General features: G+C 60.6%; 22 protein-coding genes. 14 read left to right on the top strand and 8 right to left on the bottom strand.

The features are described 5' to 3' along the window. Positions 1-81: 81 nt before the first annotated feature. A complete protein-coding gene (locus V9T28_RS11535; protein WP_158554700.1) occupies positions 82-1110 on the top strand; it encodes an ABC transporter transmembrane domain-containing protein in 1029 nt (342 codons plus the stop codon). 18 nt (positions 1111-1128) lie between these two features. Here the strand turns inward: V9T28_RS11535 and V9T28_RS11530 are convergent, their stop codons facing one another. Then, the gene (locus tag V9T28_RS11530; protein WP_116399091.1) at positions 1129-2049 is read right to left on the bottom strand and encodes a polysaccharide deacetylase family protein; all 921 of its coding nucleotides are present in this window, start codon (positions 2047-2049) and stop codon (positions 1129-1131) included. Between the two features lie 273 nt (positions 2050-2322). Here V9T28_RS11530 and V9T28_RS11525 point away from each other — a divergent pair, with 273 nt between their 5' ends. Then, complete coding sequence (locus V9T28_RS11525) at positions 2323-3024, top strand: glycoside hydrolase family 25 protein (RefSeq protein ID WP_245423881.1); 702 nt, start codon at positions 2323-2325, stop codon at positions 3022-3024. Positions 3025-3085: 61 nt separating this feature from the next. Here the strand turns inward: V9T28_RS11525 and V9T28_RS11520 are convergent, their stop codons facing one another. Then, positions 3086-3715 (bottom strand): TMEM175 family protein, encoded by a 630-nt coding sequence (locus V9T28_RS11520; protein ID WP_116399090.1) that lies wholly within the window; start codon positions 3713-3715, stop codon positions 3086-3088. Between the two features lie 98 nt (positions 3716-3813). Here V9T28_RS11520 and V9T28_RS11515 point away from each other — a divergent pair, with 98 nt between their 5' ends. From V9T28_RS11515 to V9T28_RS11495, 5 genes are all read left to right on the top strand, one after another. Beyond that, positions 3814-4986, top strand: a complete 1173-nt coding sequence (locus V9T28_RS11515; RefSeq protein ID WP_116399089.1) for an isovaleryl-CoA dehydrogenase — start codon at positions 3814-3816, stop codon at positions 4984-4986. Then, positions 4983-5624 (top strand): GNAT family N-acetyltransferase, encoded by a 642-nt coding sequence (locus tag V9T28_RS11510; RefSeq protein ID WP_199499961.1) that lies wholly within the window; start codon positions 4983-4985, stop codon positions 5622-5624. Before V9T28_RS11515 ends, V9T28_RS11510 begins: the two co-directional genes overlap by 4 nt. Positions 5625-5643: 19 nt before the next feature. Further along, a complete protein-coding gene (locus V9T28_RS11505; protein WP_116399088.1) occupies positions 5644-6264 on the top strand; it encodes a glutathione S-transferase family protein in 621 nt (206 codons plus the stop codon). Positions 6265-6348: 84 nt separating this feature from the next. Beyond that, positions 6349-7176, top strand: a complete 828-nt coding sequence (locus tag V9T28_RS11500; protein ID WP_116399087.1) for an aldo/keto reductase — start codon at positions 6349-6351, stop codon at positions 7174-7176. Positions 7177-7276: 100 nt separating this feature from the next. Further along, complete coding sequence (locus V9T28_RS11495; RefSeq protein WP_116399086.1) at positions 7277-8068, top strand: YdcF family protein; 792 nt, start codon at positions 7277-7279, stop codon at positions 8066-8068. Between the two features lie 3 nt (positions 8069-8071). On the opposite strand, the gene V9T28_RS11490 is transcribed toward V9T28_RS11495, so the two are convergent. Continuing rightward, positions 8072-8365 carry a DUF3253 domain-containing protein gene (locus V9T28_RS11490; RefSeq protein ID WP_199499960.1) on the bottom strand — a complete coding sequence of 98 codons (294 nt, stop codon included), beginning with the start codon at positions 8363-8365 and terminating at the stop codon, positions 8072-8074. A 30-nt stretch (positions 8366-8395) separates the two neighbouring features. Next, positions 8396-9106, bottom strand: a complete 711-nt coding sequence (locus tag V9T28_RS11485; RefSeq protein ID WP_116399084.1) for a DUF599 domain-containing protein — start codon at positions 9104-9106, stop codon at positions 8396-8398. Between the two features lie 204 nt (positions 9107-9310). Here V9T28_RS11485 and V9T28_RS11480 point away from each other — a divergent pair, with 204 nt between their 5' ends. Further along, complete coding sequence (locus tag V9T28_RS11480; RefSeq protein WP_116399083.1) at positions 9311-11182, top strand: autotransporter domain-containing protein; 1872 nt, start codon at positions 9311-9313, stop codon at positions 11180-11182. Here the strand turns inward: V9T28_RS11480 and V9T28_RS11475 are convergent. Beyond that, positions 11179-11487 carry a cupin domain-containing protein gene (locus tag V9T28_RS11475; RefSeq protein WP_116399826.1) on the bottom strand — a complete coding sequence of 103 codons (309 nt, stop codon included), beginning with the start codon at positions 11485-11487 and terminating at the stop codon, positions 11179-11181. The two genes, V9T28_RS11480 and V9T28_RS11475, sit on opposite strands and share 4 nt — an antisense overlap. 81 nt (positions 11488-11568) lie before the next feature. Between V9T28_RS11475 and V9T28_RS11470 the strand changes: the two genes are divergently transcribed. From V9T28_RS11470 to mmsB, 4 genes are all read left to right on the top strand, one after another. Beyond that, positions 11569-12222 carry a glutathione S-transferase family protein gene (locus V9T28_RS11470; RefSeq protein ID WP_116399825.1) on the top strand — a complete coding sequence of 218 codons (654 nt, stop codon included), beginning with the start codon at positions 11569-11571 and terminating at the stop codon, positions 12220-12222. A 222-nt stretch (positions 12223-12444) separates the two neighbouring features. Next, the gene (chvE, locus tag V9T28_RS11465; protein WP_339071750.1) at positions 12445-13512 is read left to right on the top strand and encodes a multiple monosaccharide ABC transporter substrate-binding protein; all 1068 of its coding nucleotides are present in this window, start codon (positions 12445-12447) and stop codon (positions 13510-13512) included. Positions 13513-13605: 93 nt separating this feature from the next. Beyond that, positions 13606-15141 (top strand): multiple monosaccharide ABC transporter ATP-binding protein, encoded by a 1536-nt coding sequence (gene mmsA / locus V9T28_RS11460; protein WP_116399081.1) that lies wholly within the window; start codon positions 13606-13608, stop codon positions 15139-15141. Next, complete coding sequence (gene mmsB, locus V9T28_RS11455) at positions 15138-16337, top strand: multiple monosaccharide ABC transporter permease (RefSeq protein ID WP_116399080.1); 1200 nt, start codon at positions 15138-15140, stop codon at positions 16335-16337. The genes mmsA and mmsB overlap by 4 nt, the downstream gene beginning before the upstream one ends. A 387-nt stretch (positions 16338-16724) precedes the next feature. On the opposite strand, the gene V9T28_RS11450 is transcribed toward mmsB, so the two are convergent. Beyond that, on the bottom strand, positions 16725-17741 hold the full coding sequence (locus V9T28_RS11450) for a hypothetical protein (protein ID WP_199499959.1): 1017 nt from the start codon (positions 17739-17741) through the stop codon (positions 16725-16727). A 334-nt stretch (positions 17742-18075) separates the two neighbouring features. Beyond that, the gene (locus tag V9T28_RS11445; protein ID WP_116399079.1) at positions 18076-18963 is read right to left on the bottom strand and encodes a LysR family transcriptional regulator; all 888 of its coding nucleotides are present in this window, start codon (positions 18961-18963) and stop codon (positions 18076-18078) included. Positions 18964-19065: 102 nt separating this feature from the next. Here V9T28_RS11445 and V9T28_RS11440 point away from each other — a divergent pair, with 102 nt between their 5' ends. Both V9T28_RS11440 and V9T28_RS11435 read left to right on the top strand, forming a co-directional pair. Next, the gene (locus tag V9T28_RS11440) at positions 19066-19530 is read left to right on the top strand and encodes a nuclear transport factor 2 family protein (RefSeq protein WP_116399078.1); all 465 of its coding nucleotides are present in this window, start codon (positions 19066-19068) and stop codon (positions 19528-19530) included. 6 nt (positions 19531-19536) lie between these two features. Next, a complete protein-coding gene (locus tag V9T28_RS11435; RefSeq protein ID WP_116399077.1) occupies positions 19537-20151 on the top strand; it encodes a pyridoxamine 5'-phosphate oxidase family protein in 615 nt (204 codons plus the stop codon). A 92-nt stretch (positions 20152-20243) separates the two neighbouring features. On the opposite strand, the gene V9T28_RS11430 is transcribed toward V9T28_RS11435, so the two are convergent. Next, positions 20244-20975, bottom strand: a complete 732-nt coding sequence (locus tag V9T28_RS11430; RefSeq protein WP_245423879.1) for a DsbA family protein — start codon at positions 20973-20975, stop codon at positions 20244-20246. Positions 20976-21172 lie beyond the last annotated feature (197 nt).

Below are 21172 nucleotides of genomic sequence, written 5' to 3'. Positions count from 1 at the left end.
TTGCTAATGTGGTTTACATTTGCCGCGTGCCGACCATTTCAGTTCCAAGGGCGGGATTTCTGGTTGGTAAAGCGATACATTATGGATTTTTGGCCCTCGCCACTGCGGCCTTTGCAGTTGGAGCCGATCTTCAAGAGTTTCAACGTCCCCAGGAAGCTGCCGGCATTCGTCTGGAACGTCAGCGCCACGGATCAGATTTATCTCGTGCTGCTCTCCGTTCTTGTCGCAGCGATCGGCACGGTGCCGATCGACATGCAGCGGCGGATCGTCAATGCGGCGCTCAAGGATCACGATTTCGGCGCGATCGAAACGCTCGCCGGCGCCTATGTGATGCTGGTCTTGACGCAAGGCCTCGTCAAGCTCCTGACGAATTCCTACCGCGCCTGGGTCAGCACCAATGCGGTGCGGCTTTTGCGTACCTCGATCAGCGCGATTGCCTATCGCGAAGATCCGGATATTGCCGAGCGGCAGGGCGTGAAGATTTCGATGATCATCACGGAGGCCGATGCTGTCGGCAATTTCGTCGGCGATTCCATCGCCGAGCCGGTGCTGGCCGGCTCGATCCTGATTTTCACCTTTGGCTATCTGTTCTATCTGCAGCCGTTGATGGCGCTGATTTCCGCCCTCATCTTCATTGTCCAGATGATTTTCGTGCCGATGATCCAGCGGGAGATCAACCGGCGGGTGGAGAAGCGCATCGCCATTCTGCGCCGGGCGGGGACCGACGTGATCGAGGAGGACGGCTCGCCGACGACGCAATATATGCATCGGTTCACGAAAGTGTTCCGGCTCGACGTCCGCATTTTCAACCTGAAATATACGCTGAACTTCCTGATGAACCTCATCCAGCATCTCGGCACGATCGGCGTGATCGCCTTCGGTGCCTGGTTCGTCATGCATGGCAGCATTCAAGTTGGCACGGTCGTCGCCTTCCTGTCGGGCTTAGCGAGCATGATCGATCCATGGGGTGATTTCGTCACCTGGTATCAAAACTACATGGTGTCCCAGACCAAATACGACCTCATTCAAAAGGCCGCTGTCGCCCTCGGCGACGAGCCGCCGGCAGAGCCGGTCGGAGCCGAAGCGATGCGGGAATTGGCGCTTCCATAGGACGCCGGCGGCCCCGGATTATTGCGCGTCCGGTACTGCCTCGCCTGGCGCAGGTGCTGCCGGCTCTTTTTGCAGCGGGGCTTTTGGCCACATTTTTTGCAAGGTCCGCTCGGTCGCCGACGTCCAGTCGGCCGGCGCAGGAAGCGTCGCGATAGGGCCGGGGCCTGGCACGATCTGCACGACCTTATAGCCGCGCTGTTTCAACGCCCGTAAAAACGCCGGCAACATCGCCGCGGTCTGCGCCTTGGTGTCGTGGAACAGGATGACGCCTTTGCGGGCCTTGTCGAGACGGGCAAGCACGAGCTGCAATTCGGCCTCCGGGGTCATCGGCACCCAGTCGGACGCCCAGAAATCGGCGCTGAACACGTCGATGTTGCGGGTCTCCAGCCAGTGATTCAGGGCCGGCGTGTCGCCAAAACCGGGATAGCGGAAAAACGGCACGCGCGGTTCGGTTCCCGCCGTGCCGTAAGCAGCCAAGTCGACGGCGGCAATGCCGCGGTTGATGTCCTCGCGCGCTCTGGCGTCGGGCAGGCCCCGCAGGGTGAGGGAGGGATGGGTCATCGTGTGATGGCCGACCGTGTGGCCCTCGGTAATTTCCCGCTTGACGAGGGCTGGCGCGGCGGCGGCGTTCCGACCGATCAGGAAGAACGTCGCCTTCACGCATTCGGCGGCCAGCGCATCGAGCACCTTGGGCGTCGTGCCGGGCCAGGGGCCGTCATCGAATGTCAGAACGATCTCGTGGTCGGCGAGGGGCAGGCTACGCGGATAGGTCTTCAGCCCGGTCTCGCCACCGCCCTGCGTACCGATCGGCATGACTCGGCTCGGCCCGAGAACATTGGGGCCGCAGCCTGCGGCATGGGCGGCCGGCGCCACATTCGACAGCAGCAGCGCCAACAAAATCGGGCGTAAATGTGGTTGGCGGGAGAAAAAAATCGTCATATAGGTGGTTCTGCCGGGGTCTAGCCATATCGGTAGGGGATAGGGCTCTTTCTTAAAGAAGTGGTTGCCACGCTTTCGGAAAACGGACCAGCGTATCCGGACGTTCCAGGCTTTAACGAAACGTTACATAGTTTCAGGCACATATACGCCATCATTGTGTCAGCTCTTGGCCTTCTGAATATGTTTAAAGCTACGCATTATTTGGGTCTTGCTCTTCTTCTGGGGGTCGCTGGCTGTTCCACGCTGCCCGAATCGCGTTCGCATGCCTACAGGATGTCGGAAGCCATCTCCTATGCGCGCGAATATCCCGTGCAGGGGATCGACGTATCCAAATATCAGGGTGAGATCGATTGGCACCGGGTCCGCTCCAGCGGCATCCGCTTCGCGTGGATCAAGGCGACCGAGGGTGGCGACCATCTCGACGAGCGTTTCCAAGAGAACTGGGAGAATTCCAAGGCGGCCGGCGTGAAGCGCGGCGCCTATCATTTCGTGTTCTGGTGCCGGCCCTGGTACGAGGAAATCAACTGGTTCAAGCAGAACGTGCCGGTCGAGCCGGACGCGCTGCCGCCGGTGCTCGATGTCGAGGCGACGCCGGATTCGAAGAGCTGCCATCGCCATCTGAGCAAGGAAGAGGTCGTGCCGGAAATGCGCGCCATGCTTACCGAGATGGAGCGCTATTATGGCAAGAAGCCGATCATCTATTCCACCGTCGATTTCTATCAGGCCATCCTAAGCGACGGCGACCTCAGCGATTTCCCGATCTGGGTGCGCTCAACGAAATATGAGCCGACCCATCATTACGGCGACCGGAAATGGCATTTCTGGCAATATCAGGCCGACGGCAATGTGCCGGGCATCGAGGCCAAGGTCGACCGCAACGTGTTTTTCGGCAACGAGCGGCAATGGCACACCTGGCTGAATGTCGACGATCAGCAGCAGGTGGCCGTGGACGAGAATGTGACTGACGATCAATAGCGTCGCCTATTCGAGCGTCGGGATTGAAAACGTATCGACGCCGCGCCCGAGGGGTGCGGCGTCATAATTTGTGGAGAAAGCCGAGCCGCGGTGCCAGCACATAATTCAGCTGCACCAGCAGAATGAAGCCGATGCTGGCCCAGACGCTCACGAAGCACAGCAGCATGCCGGCAAAATACAGCCCTTGCGCGATGAGGATGCGCCGCTGGATTGCGCAATTGAGCTCGTGCGGCGTGTCGTCCGAGACGAGCGCATGGCGCTGCGCATAATTCCAGCTGAAATAGAGGATGATCCCGAGCAGCAGGATGTTGAACCAATAGACGATCAGCGCCGTCTGGAATTCGGTGAATTCCGCCAGGAGGCGGGTGGAGAACGGCAGGATCGAGACGATCGCCAGAAAGGCGATGTGGACCCATGACAGGTTGCGGTCGCCGCGTTTGAGGTGATTGAGCTGCGTCTGCTGGCCGATCCAGAAGATGCCGAGCGTGATCACGCTCATGAAGAAGATCAGGAAGCTCGGCAAGAGGCCGCGCAGGGCGCGAATGAGGTCCGCCTCGCCATGAATGTCGGCATGGTCGGGCGTCTTGATGTCGAGAATGAGCAGGGTCATGGCCACGGCGAAAATGCCGTCGCTCAGGGCGGCCAGACGCTCAAGACCCTGGCCGGCGATGCGATTGTAGGTGAGTGCCATGCCGCCGATGTAAACCGCCCGGCCTCGGCTTCGTCAAGACGGCAGACGACGGCGTTGCGCCGGGCTAAGATGGGGGCAACCCAAACGAGGAAACCCCGATGATCCCGAACCACGCTTCGAGCTTCAATTTCGACCTGGGCGAGACGGCCGACATGATCCGCGAGACGGCACACGCCTTCGCGCAGGACAAAATTGCGCCGCGCGCCGCCGAGATCGACAAGACCAATCTATTCCCGCGCGACCTGTGGCCGGAAATGGGGGCGCTCGGCCTGCATGGCATCACTGTCGAGGAGGAATATGGCGGCTCGGGCCTCGGCTATCTCGAACATTGCATCGCGATCGAAGAAGTGAGCCGCGCCTCGGCCTCAGTGGGCTTGTCCTACGGCGCCCATTCGAACCTGTGCGTCAACCAGTTGCGGCGCAACGGCAGCCCCGCACAAAAGCAAAAATATCTGCCCAAGCTCATTTCCGGCGAGCATGTAGGCGCGCTCGCCATGTCCGAGCCGGGAGCCGGATCCGATGTCGTGTCGATGAAGACGCGGGCGGAGAAGAAGGGCGACCGCTATGTGCTGAACGGTTCGAAAATGTGGATCACCAACGGTCCCATCGCCGAGACGCTGATCGTCTACGCTAAGACCGATCCCAATGCCGGCGCGCGCGGCATCAGCGCCTTCATCATCGAGAAGGGCATGAAGGGCTTTTCGACGGCGCAGAAGCTCGACAAGCTGGGCATGCGCGGCTCCGACACGGGCGAATTGGTGTTCGAAGACTGCGAAGTGCCGGGGGAGAATGTGATCGGCACGGTGGGGCGGGGCGTGAACGTGCTGATGTCCGGCCTTGATTACGAGCGCGTCGTCCTCGCCGCCGGGCCGCTCGGCATCATGCAGGGCTGCATGGACGTGGTGCTGCCCTATATTCACGAGCGCAAGCAATTCGGCGAGCCGATCGGCACGTTCCAGCTCGTGCAAGGCAAGGTCGCTGACATGTATGTCACGATGAATGCCTGCAAAGCCTATGTCTACAGCGTCGCCAAGGCCTGCGACAGAGGCGAAACCACGCGCGAGGATGCGGCCGGCGCGATTCTCTTGGCCGCCGAAAAGGCGACGCAATGCGCGCTCGATGCGATTCAATTGTTAGGGGGCAACGGCTATATCAACGATTACCCGACCGGGCGCCTCTTGCGCGACGCCAAGCTCTACGAGATCGGCGCCGGCACGAGCGAAATCCGCCGCATGCTGATCGGCCGGCAATTGTTCGAGAAGACAAAGTGAAAGAGGCCGCACATTTCGATATTCATCCACTCACCCCCGGGCGCTGGCCGGACCTGAGTGAGCTGTTTGGCCCGCAGCGCGGCGCGTCATCGGGGTGCTGGTGCATGTGGCCGCGTATTTCGCGCGCCGAGTGGCATGCGCTCGGCAAAACCGGGCGGCGCGACGCCTTTCACGGCCTCGTCGAGGCCGGGCCGCCGCCGGGTCTGCTTGCCTATGAGGGCGATAAGGCCGTTGCCTGGGTATCGGTCGGCCCGCGCCGGCACGCGGCGCGTTTTCACACGGCGAAAAACTCCGCACTCGATGATGATGTCGATGCCGGGCGCATTTTCGCCATCACCTGCTTTTATGTACGCTCTGGCTATCGCAAGCGGGGCTTGACCACGCTGATGGCTCGGGCGGCCATCGCTTTCGCCAAGCAATGCGGCGCGAAAGCCGTGGATGTTTGCGCCATCGAAGCGGACCGACCTTTGATCTGGGGCGATGGATTTGTCGGTATCGCCTCGGTATTTCGTAAATTGGGCTTTGCGGAGATCGCCCGCCGCGCGCCGCGCCGCCCCTTGATGCGCCTAGATCTGGCGCGCGCCGAGTTGAAACGACCGCGCACAAAACGAAATAATATGCCATCATCGTCACCGTGAATGCCAAGGCGGAGGCAACATGCTCACGATTTGGGGACGGCTCAATTCCATCAATGTGCAAAAAGTCCTGTTTTGCGCGGAAGAGCTTGGCCTGGCTTACAAGCGCATCGACGCCGGACGCGGCTTCGGCGTCAACGACACGGATGAATATCTCGCGATGAACCCGAACGGCCTCATCCCGGTCATCAATGACGGCGGCTTCGTTTTATGGGAATCGAATGCGATCGTGCGCTACCTGTGCGCCAAGCACAGCGACGGTATGCTGTGGCCGCACGATCTCAGGACACGGGCGGAGGCCGACCGCTGGATGGATTGGCAGACGACGACACTCGGGCCGGCGATGGATGCGGCCTTCAAAGGCTCGGTGCGCACGCCGCCGGGACAGCGTGATGCAGCGGCGATCGAGGCCTCTTGCGCCAGCACCGAAGCGTTGATCAGCATTCTCGATGCGCATCTGCAAAGACAGAAATGGCTGGTCGGCAATGCCTTCAGCATGGCGGAAATCGCCGTCGGCGCGGCGGTTCACCGTTGGCTGAACATGCCGGTGGAGCGCAAGAGACGACCCTATGTCGTCGAGTGGTATCACACGGTGATGCAGCATCTCGGCGCGCGCAAAATTCTCGCCTTGCCGGTCACCTGACCCTGGCAAGCGCGGCCGGCTGTGCCGATGGGGTCGCTTGCCTTCGATTCTGAAACTCTATCCGTACATCTCAAGGGAGGAGACATGTCCGATCATGTAGTGGCGCATGGCGTTGCGATCCCGAAGATCGGCCTCGGCACGTGGCGACTGCGCGACGAGGCCTGTGCCGTCGCGGTGCAGGAGGCGCTGCGCGCCGGCTACCGGCATATCGATACGGCGGCGGTCTACGAGAACGAAGCTGCGGTCGGCGAAGGCTTGCGCGCCGCGGGCGTTGCGCGCGAGGAGATTTTCGTCACCACCAAAGTGCCGCACACGCAGATCGGCGCAGGCGACTTGCAGCGCTCCGCCGAGGCGAGCTTGCAGCGGCTGGGCTTGCGCAATGTCGATCTGTTGCTGATCCATTGGCCCAATCCTGCGATCGCGTTGCAGGAATCTATTGCGGCGCTGAACGATGCGAAGCGCTTGGGGCTCGCGAAACACATCGGCGTTTCGAATTTTCCCGCCGGCTTGCTTGCCGAAGCGTGGCGCTATACGCGCGAGCCTTTGCTGGTCAACCAGTGCGAATATCATCCGCAGCTCGATCAAAGCACCATGCTGCGCGCCTGCCGCACGCATGGAACGGTTTTCACCTCCTATTGTCCGATCGGCCGCGCCGCCGCCTTCGACGAGCCGCGGCTTGTCGCTCTCGCGGAGAAATACCGTAAGACGCCGGCACAAATCGTGCTGCGCTGGCACGTGCAGCAGCCGCAGGTGATCGCGATTCCGAAATCGGCGAACGCGGGGCGGATTGCGGAGAATATCGCCATTTTCGACTTCAACCTGACAGATGCCGAAATGGCGGATATTTCAGCGCTGAAACGCGCCGCCGGCCGCATGATCAGCCCGGCCCACGCGCCGCGCTGGGACGCGTAGGGAGCGCAGCAAGCGGGGCCGATTGACGGCGCCGCCTCCGACCGTTTTAACCTCTCCTCACAGCCGGCCGTCAGCCCCTTCCTAACCTTTCCGGATCTCGATGTTTTTTTACATTTCGAAACTGCTTTGGTTCTTCACCGCGCCGTCGAACTTGCTCGTCATGCTGGTGATCCTCGGTGGCGTCCTGTTGCGGACACGGTTTGCGCGGCTGGCCCGATGGTTGGCCTTGGGCGGCGGGATTGTGCTGTTCGCCATCGGCATTCTACCGGTCTCCTCCCTGCTGCTGCCGCTGGAGAACCGGTTCCCGCCCCCCGCGGCGGACATGCCGCCGCCGGACGGCATTATCGTGCTCGGCGGCGGGATCGATTCCGTGGTCAGCACGGCGCGCGACCATGCGGCGATGACGGATGCAGGCGAGCGGCAGTTGGAAGGGGCGGCGCTGGCGCTGCGCTATCCCAACGCCAAGCTCGTGTTCACCGGCGGTCCCAATCCGTTTTGGGCGGGAGGGAAATCCGAGGCGCACTACGCCGTCGCGCAATGGGCGTCGCTCGGTATCGCGCCGGAGCGCGTGATTGCCGAAAGCGCATCGCTCAACACCTATGAGAACGCCATCCTGACGCACGGGCTTGTCGAGCCGAAGCCGGGCGAACGCTGGCTGCTCGTGACGTCGGCCTTCCACATGCCGCGCGCGATCGGCATTTTCCGCAAGGCGGGATTTCCCGTCGAAGCCTATCCGGTCGATTACCGGACCGAGGGCAGCCTGTCGCACCTGCGCCCGATGCGCGAAGTGAGCGACGGCCTGCGCCGTTTCGATCTTGCGATGCGGGAATGGGTCGGGCTCGCCGGTTATTATTTCACCGGCAAGACGGACGCCCTGTTTCCGGGACCGTAGCTGTCACTCGCTGCGCGGCAGGCCGATGCGGTAGACGCCGCGAAAATCGTCCGGGTCCGCCGGCTTGCCCTTGCGGTAGATCACCAATTTGCCTTGGCGCGCGAGACCGACAGCGGTCTGCCGCACCTCGGTCAAGAGGCTGCGCCAAGCGAGTTCGTCGCCGCCGCGCGCCTCTCCGGCCGCTTTAGCAGCCGCGATCGGATCGATGGTCTTTTCCGCACCCACGTCCGCGCACATTGCGATGAGAATGTCGTCCATGCGGCGTGGCGGCTTTTGCGCTTTTGATTCTGTGCTCATGATCCCATAAGGCCGCCGGTGCGGGCTGGGTCAAGAATTATCGCCATCGAATGTATCGAGTTCGAGCGTGACGGCGCGCAAGGCTTCGGACGTATATTGCCGCGCCCACATCACATAGAGCACGCCGACCGTGGCGACGATGAGCAGGTAGGGCGTGACGAACCAACCCAGATAGGCGAGCGCGAAGAAGAACGCGCGCTGGCCGCGATTGAAATGGCGGCTGGCGACGACGTTCATTTCCGCGGCGCGCAGGGCGGCTACCCGGCGGAGCGCTTCTGTCTCCTTGCCCGGCATGGGCGTGGCGCCGATCAGAATGGCGGAATAGTTGAACAGCCTGTAGCTCCAGGAGAATTTGAAGAAGGCATAGATGAAAATGATCATCAGGCCAATGGATTTGATTTCCCACAAGGAACGGCTCGGCGTTGCCGCAAAGGGCAGGTCCTCGAAGATCTTGAGGGCATCGTCGGCATAGCGGAGCAGGGCGGTCGCCGCACCGATGGCGAAGAGCGACGTCGAGGCGAAAAAGGCCGTGCCGCTTTGCAAGGCCGCCATGATGCTGGCGTCGACAATGCGCGCATCGCGGTCCGCCATCCGCTGCATCCAGATGACGCGCTGCTGATTCATCAGAGAATTCAGACCATGCCGGCCCGTATAGGACCGTTCGACGAAAAAATGATAGCCGAGCCAAGCCGCCAGAAAGACTAGAAGGCCCAGCAGGTCGGGGATCGTGATGCCGAGCATATAGCTTATCCGGTTGAGGTGTCCTGTCGGAATCTATGGCGAAGATGGAAGATGCCGCAGCATATCGTCAAGGGAAAGGGCCCCGCTATTTAACTGTGGCATTTTTACGACGTCACCGGGGATTCACGGCCTTCCGCTAAGATTCAATTTGCAAAGTAAGGTTTATATTTGAACATAGCGGCAACGGATTTCTGGGGGGAGTCTATGAGCTTAAATCGCTCGCTCGTGCGTTGTGTGTTGTTTGCTGGCGTGGCATGGGCTGCGCTCGCCGACGCGGCATCGGCGCAGACTTACAACCGTCTCGTCGTCTTCGGCGACAGCCTGTCGGACAACGGCAATCTGGCGCTGGCGACCAATAATGCTTTGCCTGGCTATCCGTCGCAGCGGTTCTCCAATGGGCCGGTCTGGGTCGAATATCTCAATTCGACCATTTTGAACCTGGGGCCGCTGCAAAATTACACGGGCAGTGCGACGAATGGCCAAAGCATCGATCTTGCGTTCGGCGGCGCCCGTACGGACACGTTGAACGGTTTAGCGCCTCCCGGCATTCCGACCCAGATCAGCCTTTATTCGGCGTTTGGCGGCACGTTCGGCCCGAACAATCTCGTCACTTTGTGGGGAGGGGCCAACGATCTTTTCCAGGGGCTTGACGCCCTGAGCACTCCCGTCGGCGCCCAGGCCACCATGGCCGGAATCGCGACGGCGGGTGCGGGGAACGTGGCAGCGAGCGCGGCGCAATTGTCGACGCTGGGCGCTAAAACGGTGCTCATTCCAAACGTGCCGAATCTTGGGCTGACGCCCAGCTACAATATAGACGCGGCGACGAGTGCGCTCGCGACCTATTCGGCGGCGACGCTCAATGCCAATCTGCTGGCCGACATGAGAGCAACGGCGGCCGCCCATCCCGGCACCAATTACATTTTGATGGACACCTATTCGATCCTGAATGCCGTGGTCGCCGATCCGTCAGCGTTCGGCTTCACCAATGTCACCCAGGCCTGTGTGTCGGTCCCGTCCTGCGTCAATGCGTCGACTGCGGCGCAGAATCGTTATCTTTTCTGGGATGACGTGCATCCGACCACTTACGCCCATTATTTGCTGGCGCAAGCGGCGGCCCAATATGTCTATGCGCCGACTTTGGCGCTTTACTCCGGGTCGCTCGGCGAAATGGGCGTCACGGACCGCAAGGCGGCCGCCGAGCGCGGTCTCGACCGGCTGCGCGACCACGCGGGCAGCACCGACAAAAACGATTATTTCGTCGATGCCATCGGCAATTTCGGCAGCTCTAAGGCGACCGACGAACGCTACAAATATGATTATGAGACCGGCGGCGTGAACTTCGGCTTGACCCGCAATATCGGCAACGGCTTCACCCTCGGCGCCGCCGGCAATATCGATACCGGCAAAGTCCATGCGGGCAATGGAAATGTGCTGTCATACGACCCGACGCAATTCTCGGCCGATATTTTGGCTGGCTATCGCAGCGGGCAGTTCTTCGTGAACGGCACGCTCGGTGCCGGCGTTTCTCTCTACAACAGTTGGAAGCGCAAGACCGTTGGCCCGCTTGCCAATACGGCCGACTCATCGGGCTCGGCCTTCAGCACGGTTGCCGAAGCCGGTTACGATTTCAAAACGGGCATGTTCACGCTGACCCCGATCGCGCGTCTCGGCTTCATCGCAGCGAATGTCGACAGCTTCACCGAAAACGGTATCGTCGCGCCCATTCATTACAATTCGCGCACGATCGATGCGGTGACCGGCGCGGCGGAACTTCGCGCCTCCGCCGCCGTGCTGCAGGACAAGGACCGGCAGGTTAATATCTTCGGCCTCGTCGGCTACGGCGACTTCCTGAGCTATCATGGCGATACGGTGAAAGGCATTCTGTCGAACAACATTTCGCAGCCCTTCGTCTCGCAACTGACGAAGATGGGTGGCGATGGCCTGTTGCTCGGGGCAGGGGTGAACGGCGCGTATGGCGCGATGCGCTTCAACGTCAGCTACCGCGCAGGCTTGGGCGCGGGCCACGGCAGCGGCGCGCAGCACCAAGTGACGGCGGGGCTGCGCTACGAGTTTTAAAGCGCCTCGGGCTTTTTGACCTCGATCTCGACGAAGGCGATCGGGTGTTGGGAGCCGTTCATCACATCGTGCTCGATGCCGGATGGCCGTCGGTAGGATTGCCCAGCGCTCAACGGGACATCATTGACCTCCGTGCCATTGTGCACGCGTAAAATCCCGTCCGTCAGCATGATCACGAAATAGGGCCAGTCATGCCGGTGCCAGCCCGTGGCCGCGCCGGGACGAAAATCCCAGCGCGTGATGCGGGCGGTGGCATCGTCGTGTTGCACGGTTGGCACGGCAGGAATGGTGCATTGGAAGGTCATCACGTTCTCCATGGCGTGTTTTCAATCTTGCTTTCGGCGCAGGATTTCGCAAGCTGGAAGAGAATGTTTCAGGAGATCATGATGCCGGTGAAACTCGTAATCTTGGGAAAGTCTTATTCGTCGTGGTCGATGCGTCCATGGCTCCTGTTGGCGCAGATGAATATTCCGTTCGAGGAGGTGCTGATCCACTACGGTGCGTCGGACCAGGCTAAGAAATTGCGCAAATATTCGCCAACGCAAAAGTGCCCGGTCTTGTATGACGGTGACATTCAAATTTGGGAGTCGCTGGCGATCATCGAATATCTCGCGGAGAAATTCCCGAAGAAGAATATCTGGCCAAAGACGCGCGCTGCCCGCGCCCACGCGCGGTCCATTTGCGCCGAAATGCACGCCGGCTTTCAAGCGATGCGCCAGCACCTGCCAACGCAGTTCCTGCGCCCGGTCAGAAAGCGCGAATTGACGCCGGAGGCGGCGGCGGATGTGAAGCGGATCGAGCAGATCTGGAAGGAGACGCGCAAGACCTATGGCAAAGGCGGGCCGTTCCTGTTCGGCAAGTTCTGCGCCGCGGACGCGATGTTCGCGCCCGTCGTCAATCGCTTGCATACATACGATGCCGAGGTCAGCAAGGCGACGCGGACCTATATGGACGCCATCATGGCTCTGCCCGCCTGGAACGCCTGGATCAAGGACGCCGAGGCCGAACCGAAGGTCGCGACGGCCTATGACGATTATTAGGTCTGACCCTTGCAATTCGGTCGATCCGCGGTGCTTTTTGTGGCAGGCCGAATTTTTTTTATCGAGAAGCGAAATAAAAAACGGGAAACGGGCTGTTTGACGATTGACAAGACTTCGAAACCTATTTTTATTCGCTGCCTAGCTTGATTGCGCGGCTACCTGCGAGGGGGTCTAATGCCCAGGCCAGCGAGGCGCATCAAGACGTCAAACCGGGAGAGAAACGTGAAACTTTTCACCTCAACGCTTTTGGCCGCCGTCGCTGTCGGCGCTTTGACTTTTGGGTCTGCCGCTTGGGCTGACGGCAAGCCGACGGTCGGCATTGCCATGCCGACGAAGACGTCCGAACGTTGGATCGACGACGGCAACAACATCGTCAAGCAGCTCCAGGCCAAGGGCTATCAGACCGACCTGCAATATGCTGACGACGATATCCCGACCCAGCGCGCCCAGGTCGAAAACATGGTCACCAAGGGCGACAAGGTCCTGGTCATTGCCGCCATCGACGGCACGACCCTGACCGAAGCGCTGCACGAAGCGGCTGCGAAGGGCGTCAAGATCATCTCGTACGACCGCCTGATCCGCAATTCGCCGGACGTCGACTATTATGCGACCTTCGACAATTTCAAGGTCGGTGTTCTGCAGGCGCAGTCGATCGAATCGGCTTTGGGCCTCAAGGACGGCAAGGGTCCGTTCAATATCGAACTCTTCGGCGGTTCGCCGGACGACAACAACGCCTTCTTCTTCTACAACGGCGCGATGTCGGAGCTGCAGCCCTATATCGACAGCGGCAAATTGGTCGTGCAGTCGAAGCAGATGGGCATGGACAAGGTCGGCACCCTGCGTTGGGACGGCTCGGTCGCCCAGTCCCGCATGGACAACCTCCTGAGTGCCTTCTACACCGGCAAGCATGTCGATGCGGTGCTCTCGCCATATGACGGCCTCTCGCGCGGCATCCTGTCGTCGCTCAAGAGCGCGGGCTATGGTTCGGGCGGCGTCAAGCTGCCGATCGTCACCGGCCAGGATTGCGAAGTGGCGTCGGTGAAGTCGATCATCGCCAGCGAGCAATATTCGTCGATCTATAAGGACACGCGCGACCTCGCCAAGGTCACGGTCGGCATGGTCGACGCGGTGCTCTCGGGCTCGAAGCCAGAAATCAACGACACCAAGACCTATGACAACGGCAAGAAGGTTGTGCCCTCTTATCTGTTGACCCCGGTGCTCGTATCTGCTGACAATTGGCAGAAGATTCTGGTCGACGGCGGCTACTACAAGCTCGACCAGTTGAAATAAGCGCGCAGCGCGCAGGCGAATAGACGAGAGGGTGCCGCTTTACAAGGCGGTGCCCTTTTGTTTTCTTGGATGAGGGAAACGGCGGGGCTTAAGATGGCTGCTATCCTTGAGATGCAGGGGATCTCGAAAAGCTTTCCGGGCGTCAAGGCGCTCGACAATGTCAATCTGACAGTCAACGAAGGCGAAATTCACGGCGTTGTCGGCGAGAACGGCGCCGGCAAATCGACACTCATGAAAGTGCTGAGCGGCGTGATCGCCCACGGCTCCTATGAAGGCACGATCCGCTTCCAGGGTCAGGAGTGCCAGTTCCGCGACATTCGCGAAAGCGAGGAGCGCGGCATCATCATCATTCACCAGGAACTGGCGCTGGTGCCGCTGCTCTCGATCGCCGAGAACATGTTCCTCGGGAATGAGAACGCCAAGACCGGCGTGATCGATTGGCCGGCGACGTTCGTGCGCACGCGCGAATTGCTGCGCAAAGTCGGCCTCAAAGAATCGCCCGACACGCTGATTACCAATATTGGCGTCGGCAAGCAGCAACTGGTGGAAATCGCCAAGGCGCTGTCGAAGAATGTGAAGCTTTTGATCCTGGACGAGCCGACCGCCAGCTTGAACGAGAGCGACAGCGACGCGCTGCTCGACCTTCTGCTCGAGTTCAAGGCGCACGGCATTTCCGCGATCCTGATCTCGCACAAGCTGAACGAGATTTCCAAGGTCTGCGATTCAATCACCGTCATTCGCGACGGGACCTCGGTCGAGACCTTGGATTGCAAGCGCGAAGCCATTTCCGAGGACCGGATCATCAAGGGCATGGTCGGGCGTGAAATGGCCGACCGCTATCCTAAGCGCGTGCCGAAAGTCGGTGAACCGATCCTCGAAATCCGCGACTGGGTGGTGCATCATCCGGAACACGGCGACCGCCAGGTGGTAAAGGGCGTCAACCTGACCGTGCGGCGCGGCGAGGTCGTCGGCATTTCCGGGCTGATGGGGGCCGGGCGCACCGAACTCGCGATGAGCATTTTTGGCCGCTCCTACGGTCAGCGCATCAGCGGCAAGGCCTACATGCACGGCAAAGAGGTCGATCTCTCGACCATTCAGAAGGCGCTCGACAACGGCCTCGCCTATGTGACGGAAGACCGCAAGCAGCTCGGCCTCATCCTTGAGGAAGACATCAAGAAGAATGTCACGCTCGCCAATCTCGACGGCATCTCGCGCAATTTCGTCATCAACGACATCGAGGAATTGCGCGTCGCCAACGAATACCGCCGCAAGCTGAACATCCGCTCGCCGAACGTGCTGCAAAAGACGGTCAATCTGTCCGGCGGCAATCAGCAGAAAGTGGTCATCAGCAAGTGGCTGTTCTCGAATCCCGACGTGCTGATGCTCGACGAGCCGAGCCGCGGCATCGATGTCGGCGCGAAATATGAAATCTATACGATCATCAATCAGATGGTGGCGGACGGCAAGGCGGTTCTCATGATCTCGTCGGAAATGCCCGAGCTCTTGGGCATGTGCGACAGGATCTATGTGATGAACGAAGGCAAGTTTGTCGGCGAATTCGGCGGCAAGGACGCAACCCAGGAAAAGATCATGCGCGCCATCATGCGAGCGGAGGAATTGCAGCAATGACCGACAAAACCGCGGGCGCTATGGTCGCCGCCGACACCAAGTCGATCAAAGACTACATCATGGGCAACATCCGCGACTACGGCATGCTGCTCTCGTTGCTGGTCATCATTGTGTTCTTCCAATACATGACCGGCGGCATCATGCTGGCGCCGCAGAACGTCAACAACATCGTGATGCAGAACGGCTACGTCATCGTCATGGCGCTCGGCATGCTGCTCGTGATCGTCGCCGGCTACATCGATTTGTCGGTCGGTTCGGTCTGCGCCTTGGCGGGCGCGATCGCCGGCGTCCTGATGCAGCGCTGGCAGTGGGATTGGGTCAGCGCGTCGCTCGTCACTCTGGCGCTCGGCGCGATCATCGGCGGTTCGCAAGGCTACTTCATCGCTTATCTGCGCATCCCGAGCTTCATCGTGACGCTCGGCGGCATGCTCATCTTCCGCGGCCTGACCTGGAAGGTTCTGGGTAGCACCAATGCAGGGCCGTTTGCAGACGCTTTCGACAAGATCAGCTCGGGGTGGATTCCTGACCCATGGGGCGGTGCAAACTTTTGGCCGTTGACGCTGGCGATCGGCCTCGGGCTCGCGGCCATCGGCGTGGTGCTGCAGATCAAGGGCAGAATGGAGCGGCAAAAGCACGGGGTGGAGGAAGAGCCGGCAGTGGTTTTCCTCGGCCGCTTGGTGCTGATGTTCGCTGCGGCGTCCTATGTCAGCTATCTGCTGGCCCATTGGCGCGGCATTCCAAACATGCTCGTCATCATGGCGATTCTCATTCTTGTCTACAGTTTCGTCACGACGCGGACTGTGGTCGGGCGCCGGATCTACGCCCTTGGTGGCAACGAAAAGGCAGCGAAATTGTCGGGCGTCAAAACCGAGCGCTTAGCCTTTTTTACCTTTGTCAACATGGGCGTTCTGGCGGCGCTGGCCGGCCTCATCGTGACGGCCCGTTTCGGCTATGCGACGCCGAAGGCTGGCGACGGCTATGAACTCGACGTGATCGCCGCCTGCTTCATCGGGGGTGCCTCGGCCTCCGGCGGCGTCGGCAAAGTGACGGGCGCGGTGATCGGCGCGTTGCTGATGGGCGTCATGAACATCGGCATGTCGATCCTTGGCCTTGGCATCGACGATCAGAAAATGATCAAGGGCATCGTGCTCCTCTTCGCCGTGTGCCTCGACGTCTATTACAAGAAGAAGGGCTAAGGCCTGGCGGCGGCAATACTCACAGGATCATTGCCGCCGGCCCCGCATTGCTCATCCTTTCTCGCTGAGCCGGTCCAGCGCGATCTTCATTGCCTTGGCGCCAAGCTTCCGTTCGAGGGCCGATGACAGCGGCTGCTGCATCGGCGAGAGCGCCGTGTTCATTCCGGCTCGGATTGGTGCCGCGGAGCAAAAGTGCAGGCCCGGGCCGTCATATACTCTCCGGCCAAGGCCGAAATAGCTAGACCAATAGCGCTCCGATCCCACCCCACTCGCTCGGCATCGGTAAATATGCCGCCCACTTCATCTTCAAGCACCTTTCGGCACTCAAGCACATAATTCGGGTGTGTCGCTCGAATGCTTGGACCTTTGATCAAGCTCGTCTCAGCATCATTTGTTATGGCCATTATTTTTGCCATTGTTGCCGGTGCCGGTTCCCGAGCCATTGAGATTGCCGCCGCCATTGCCGGAATTTGGCTGGTTGCCATTTCCGTTGCCCGGCCCGCCCGTCTTATGGCCACTGTTATTGCCCGTGGTGGAACCGGTGCAGCCGGTATTGCCAGTTTTGGAGCCGGTGCTGCCGGTGGTGGAATCAGTGCTGCCGGTCGTGGAACCGGTCTTGCCGGTGGTGGAACCGGTGCTACCGGTCGTGGAACCGGTGCTGCCCGTGGTGGAACCAGTGCTGCCAATGGTGGAGCCGGTGCTGCCAATGGTGGAGCCGGTGCTGCCGGTGGTGGAACCAGTGCTGCCGGTGGTGGAACCAGTGCTCCCGGTCGTGGAACCGGTGCTGCCCGTGGTGGAACCAGTGCTGCCGGTGGTGGAGCCGGTATTGCCAGTCTTGGAGCCGGTGCTGCCGGTGGTGGAACCAGTGCTGCCGGTGGTGGAACCGGTGCTGCCAGTCTTGGAGCCGGTGCTGCCGGTGGTGGAACCAGTGCTACCGGTCGTGGAACCGGTGCTGCCATTGGTGGAGCCGGTATTGCCAGTCTTGGAGCCGGTGCTGCCGGTGGTGGAACCAGTGCTACCGGTCGTGGAACCGGTGCTGCCAGTGGTGGAACCGGTGCTGCCGGTCTTGGGGCTGGTACCGCCAACCGTGGAGCCACCGGACTTGCTGCCGCTGCCGGATGTGCTGCCCGTACCTGAGCCGTTGTTGCCCACTCTTGCATCGCGAGAACTGCCGCCCCCATTCGTCTGGGGGGCATCGAAGCTGTCTTCGTAATCGATGAATCTGCCATCGCATTCATGCAGTTTCGCCAGTTGCCCGTGACCGATGCTTGGCAGCCATCCGCACTTCATCACGGGATTAGGAACCTGCTTAAGCTTTGAAGTCGTCGCCGAGGAGGCTGTTGTTCCGACCGTGTATACAAATACTAAAGAGACCGACGTAAAGAAAAATGTTTTCCAGCGCATAGCAGTATCCTTTATCTACAATAAATTCGTAAGAATTCGAGTTGCTTTTTGTTGTTTTGGACAAATGATCTCGTTCAAAGAGCGCTAATTTCCTCAGCACGCATTTAGAGCCGCCCAAACATCCTGCGCGCTATAAAAGGATTCAGCGCTTGCAGTCGTTAGCTCGCCGTTCTGTTTCTTGGCGCGCTGTACAATTTCGAGTGTATGACTCAAAACTAAGCGCGAGCGATGCGCTGAATTGCTCCCGTCCGCCTTTGTTCGGCGCTTTCGTCGCGTGATGGGCATGTCTCTCGGCGTTTACCGCCGAAGTGCGCGGGGTGCTGACCGCTCTCACCTAAATATCCGCGAAGTGCCAGTCGGTCGTTTCGATCACGAGATCGATGAAGGCGCGGACTTTTGGTGAGACGAGACGGCTCGTCGGCGTGACGAGCTGGATGGGGACAGGCGGCAGCTCGAAGGTGCGCAGGACGACCTTCAGCCGTCCGGCGCGCAACAGCTCCGCAGCCTGATACGAAAAGACCCGCGCGAGACCGCCGTCCTGGGCCGCGTGCCAAAGCGCGGTGTCCGCACTATTGGTGACGTAGCGCGGCTCGACCGCAATCCTTTTGTCGCGAAAGCGCCAGTCGGCGGAGCCGCCGAAGCCGACGAATTGAATCGTCTGATGCGCGGCGATCTCGTCCGGAGTTTGCGGCTCGCCGGCGCGGGCGAGATAGGCGGGAGAGGCGACGACGATCGGCCGCGTCTCGCCGACCTTCCGCACCGTCAGCGTAGAATCGGCGAGATGGCCGATACGCACGGCAAGGTCGATGCCTTCATCGATCAAGTTGACGATCCGGTCGGAGAGGGACAATTCGCCGATCACGTCGGGAAAGGCGGCGAGATAGGCGCTCATCAGCGGGCCGACATGCAGGCGTCCGAAGGTCAACGGCGCCGAGACGGTGAATCTGCCGCTGGGATGGACGCGCTCCGATTGCACCAGCGCATCGGCCTCCGCCAGATCGGCCAGAATCCGGCGGCCGAGCTCGAGATAGCGTAGGCCCGCATCGGTCAGCGTCACCGAGCGCGTGGTGCGCTGGAAAAGGCGCAGGCCGAGATGATCTTCGAGTGCCACGATAAGGCGGGTCACGGCAGAAGGGGCGAGCTTGAGCTTGCGCGCCGCCGCGGCAAAACCCTTGCAATCGGCGACGGCGACAAAGGCCGATATCGCGTCGAAACGGTCCATATTGTTGCTAAAAATAGAATAATAAAATGCGCTCTTCAACGATTATCGCGGCGCGGGGCCAGGACTAGATTGAGGCGGTGATCAGACCGTGGAGTGCCGCTCATGTCCCGCCCGCCCTTGCCACCCTTCGATGCCGAGACCGCCGCCCAGAAGGCGCGCCTCGCCGAGGATGCCTGGAACAGCCGCGATCCGGCGCGTGTCGCCCTGGCCTATACCGAAGACAGCCAATGGCGCAATCGCGCCGAGTTCTTCTCCGGCCGCGCGGCCATCGTCGCCTTTCTGACCCGCAAATGGCAGCGCGAGTTCGATTATCGGCTGATCAAGGAGGTCTGGGCCTATACCGACAACCGCATCGCCGTGCGCTTTGCCTACGAGTGGCATGACGACAGCGGCCATTGGTTTCGCTCCCATGGCAACGAGCAATGGGAATTCGATGCGGCGGGGCTGATGCGCCGCCGGGAGGCCAGCATCAACGACGTGCTCATCGCCGAGGTGGACCGCAAATTCCATTGGCCGCTCGGCCGGCGGCCCGATGACGATCCCGGCCTGAGCGAACACGGATTGTGAGGACCCATGTCCCATGCGATTGCCAGCGATATCGCTTTCACCCCGGCGGTGAAAGCGATTCAGAGCACGAAAGGATCGCGCGCCGCTTACGCCCAGATGGAGCAGGGCGGCGGTTGGCGGCGCGAGGTCACACCCGATTTCGCTGCTTTCATCGCCGCACAAAACAGCTTCTTTTTCGCGACGGCAAGCGCGGATAACCAGCCCTATATCCAGCATCGCGGCGGGCCGAAAGGCTTTCTGCACGTGCTCGACGCGAAGACGCTCGCCTTTGCCGATTATCGTGGCAACCGGCAATACATCACGCTCGGCAACTTAAGCGAGAATCCGAAGGCCTATATGTTCCTGATGGATTGGATGCTGCGCCAGCGCATCAAGATCTGGGGCCGTGCCCGCGTGATCGAGGACGATCCGGCCTTGCTCGAACGCGTGCGGCCGGAGGGGTACAAGGCCTTGCCAGAGCGTGTCATCGTGTTTGCCATCGAAGCCTGGGATGCCAATTGCCCGCAGCACATTCCGCAGAAATTCGATGCCGAAGATGTTGCGCGCGTGCTCACCGAGAAGGATGCGAAAATCGCTGCACTGGAGTTACAACTTGCGGATCTGCGCGGCGGGGTGAGGTAGTCGGCCGCATATGATGATGCCGCAATGTCATCCTGGGGCAAGCCTGGGATGACATTGCGGCCTTCATATGGGTTGCGGCTAGACCGCTCGCATCAATTCTGCGCGTCCTTGATCTTCTGCTGCAGGGCGTCGTAGCCAACTGCCCCGACGATCACGCTGTGGCCGACGACGTAGGACGGCGTGCCGGTCAGGCTCAGCGCGTCGCCCAATTGCAGCGTTTCGTTGAGGCCGGCATTGACGCTCGGCGCCTGCGAATCCTTTTCGATCCGATCCATGTCGGCGCCCATGTCCTTGGCGACGGCCATCGCCTGCGCCTTGCCGACCGGGCCGCGCGAGCCCAACAGCTTTTGGTGGAATTCCCAGAATTTCTCGCCGGTGAACTGGTTGCGCACCGCATAGGCGACGCGCGCCGCTTCGACCGAGCCCGGGCCGAGCACGGGGAAGTCTTTCAGAACCACGCGCACGTCGGGGTCCTGCTTCATCACTTGTGCGAGGTCGGCGAGCGCATGTTTGCAATAGCCGCAATTGTAATCGAAGAACTCGACCAGCGTGACCTTGCCGTTGGGATTGCCGAGCACCGCCTGGTTGGGCGAGTTGAACAGCGTCGCGGCGCTGTTGGAAATCACCTTCTGCTGGTTGGCCGCTTCATCGGCCTTCTGCCGCTTATCCAATTCGATCATCGCGTCGCGCAGCACTTCCGGATGGGCGATGAGATAATCGTGCACCACCTTGCCGATTTCATCCTTCTGCGCGTCGGTGAAAGACTGCGCCTTGGCGGTGAGCGGAGCGAAGGCAATGCCGGCGCTCAGGGCCGCAACGCTCATAAGAACTTTCCAGGGACGGGACTGCATCGACATCTTTCATCCTTCGGCTCGCGGCTTTGACCGCCAAATCATGCTGCATCTTGTACCCGAAACTTGTTAACGGGTCGAACGGGCAAGAGGAAGGGCCGGTCACATTTCTGCGAGGCGGGCGATATCCGCCTCTTGCCGTTCCGGCGATTTTCGGATGTACAGGCCTT

The sequence above is a fragment of the Methylovirgula sp. 4M-Z18 genome, from assembly GCF_037890675.1.
Taxonomy (GTDB): Bacteria; Pseudomonadota; Alphaproteobacteria; order Rhizobiales; family Beijerinckiaceae; genus 4M-Z18.
Note: the sequence above shows the minus strand (reverse complement) of the source record. Positions and strands in the feature narration are given on the sequence as shown.

Coding starts and splice junctions, on each gene's coding strand:
- V9T28_RS11535 (WP_158554700.1), top strand. CDS start 82: ATGGATTTTTGGCCCTCGCCACTGCGGCCTTTGCAGTTGGAGCCGATC.
- V9T28_RS11530 (WP_116399091.1), bottom strand. CDS start 2,049: ATGACGATTTTTTTCTCCCGCCAACCACATTTACGCCCGATTTTGTTG.
- V9T28_RS11525 (WP_245423881.1), top strand. CDS start 2,323: ATGTCGGAAGCCATCTCCTATGCGCGCGAATATCCCGTGCAGGGGATC.
- V9T28_RS11520 (WP_116399090.1), bottom strand. CDS start 3,715: ATGGCACTCACCTACAATCGCATCGCCGGCCAGGGTCTTGAGCGTCTG.
- V9T28_RS11515 (WP_116399089.1), top strand. CDS start 3,814: ATGATCCCGAACCACGCTTCGAGCTTCAATTTCGACCTGGGCGAGACG.
- V9T28_RS11505 (WP_116399088.1), top strand. CDS start 5,644: ATGCTCACGATTTGGGGACGGCTCAATTCCATCAATGTGCAAAAAGTC.
- V9T28_RS11500 (WP_116399087.1), top strand. CDS start 6,349: ATGTCCGATCATGTAGTGGCGCATGGCGTTGCGATCCCGAAGATCGGC.
- V9T28_RS11495 (WP_116399086.1), top strand. CDS start 7,277: ATGTTTTTTTACATTTCGAAACTGCTTTGGTTCTTCACCGCGCCGTCG.
- V9T28_RS11490 (WP_199499960.1), bottom strand. CDS start 8,365: ATGAGCACAGAATCAAAAGCGCAAAAGCCGCCACGCCGCATGGACGAC.
- V9T28_RS11485 (WP_116399084.1), bottom strand. CDS start 9,106: ATGCTCGGCATCACGATCCCCGACCTGCTGGGCCTTCTAGTCTTTCTG.
- V9T28_RS11480 (WP_116399083.1), top strand. CDS start 9,311: ATGAGCTTAAATCGCTCGCTCGTGCGTTGTGTGTTGTTTGCTGGCGTG.
- V9T28_RS11475 (WP_116399826.1), bottom strand. CDS start 11,487: ATGACCTTCCAATGCACCATTCCTGCCGTGCCAACCGTGCAACACGAC.
- V9T28_RS11470 (WP_116399825.1), top strand. CDS start 11,569: ATGCCGGTGAAACTCGTAATCTTGGGAAAGTCTTATTCGTCGTGGTCG.
- mmsA (WP_116399081.1), top strand. CDS start 13,606: ATGGCTGCTATCCTTGAGATGCAGGGGATCTCGAAAAGCTTTCCGGGC.
- mmsB (WP_116399080.1), top strand. CDS start 15,138: ATGACCGACAAAACCGCGGGCGCTATGGTCGCCGCCGACACCAAGTCG.
- V9T28_RS11450 (WP_199499959.1), bottom strand. CDS start 17,741: ATGCGCTGGAAAACATTTTTCTTTACGTCGGTCTCTTTAGTATTTGTA.
- V9T28_RS11445 (WP_116399079.1), bottom strand. CDS start 18,963: ATGGACCGTTTCGACGCGATATCGGCCTTTGTCGCCGTCGCCGATTGC.
- V9T28_RS11440 (WP_116399078.1), top strand. CDS start 19,066: ATGTCCCGCCCGCCCTTGCCACCCTTCGATGCCGAGACCGCCGCCCAG.
- V9T28_RS11435 (WP_116399077.1), top strand. CDS start 19,537: ATGTCCCATGCGATTGCCAGCGATATCGCTTTCACCCCGGCGGTGAAA.
- V9T28_RS11430 (WP_245423879.1), bottom strand. CDS start 20,975: ATGAGCGTTGCGGCCCTGAGCGCCGGCATTGCCTTCGCTCCGCTCACC.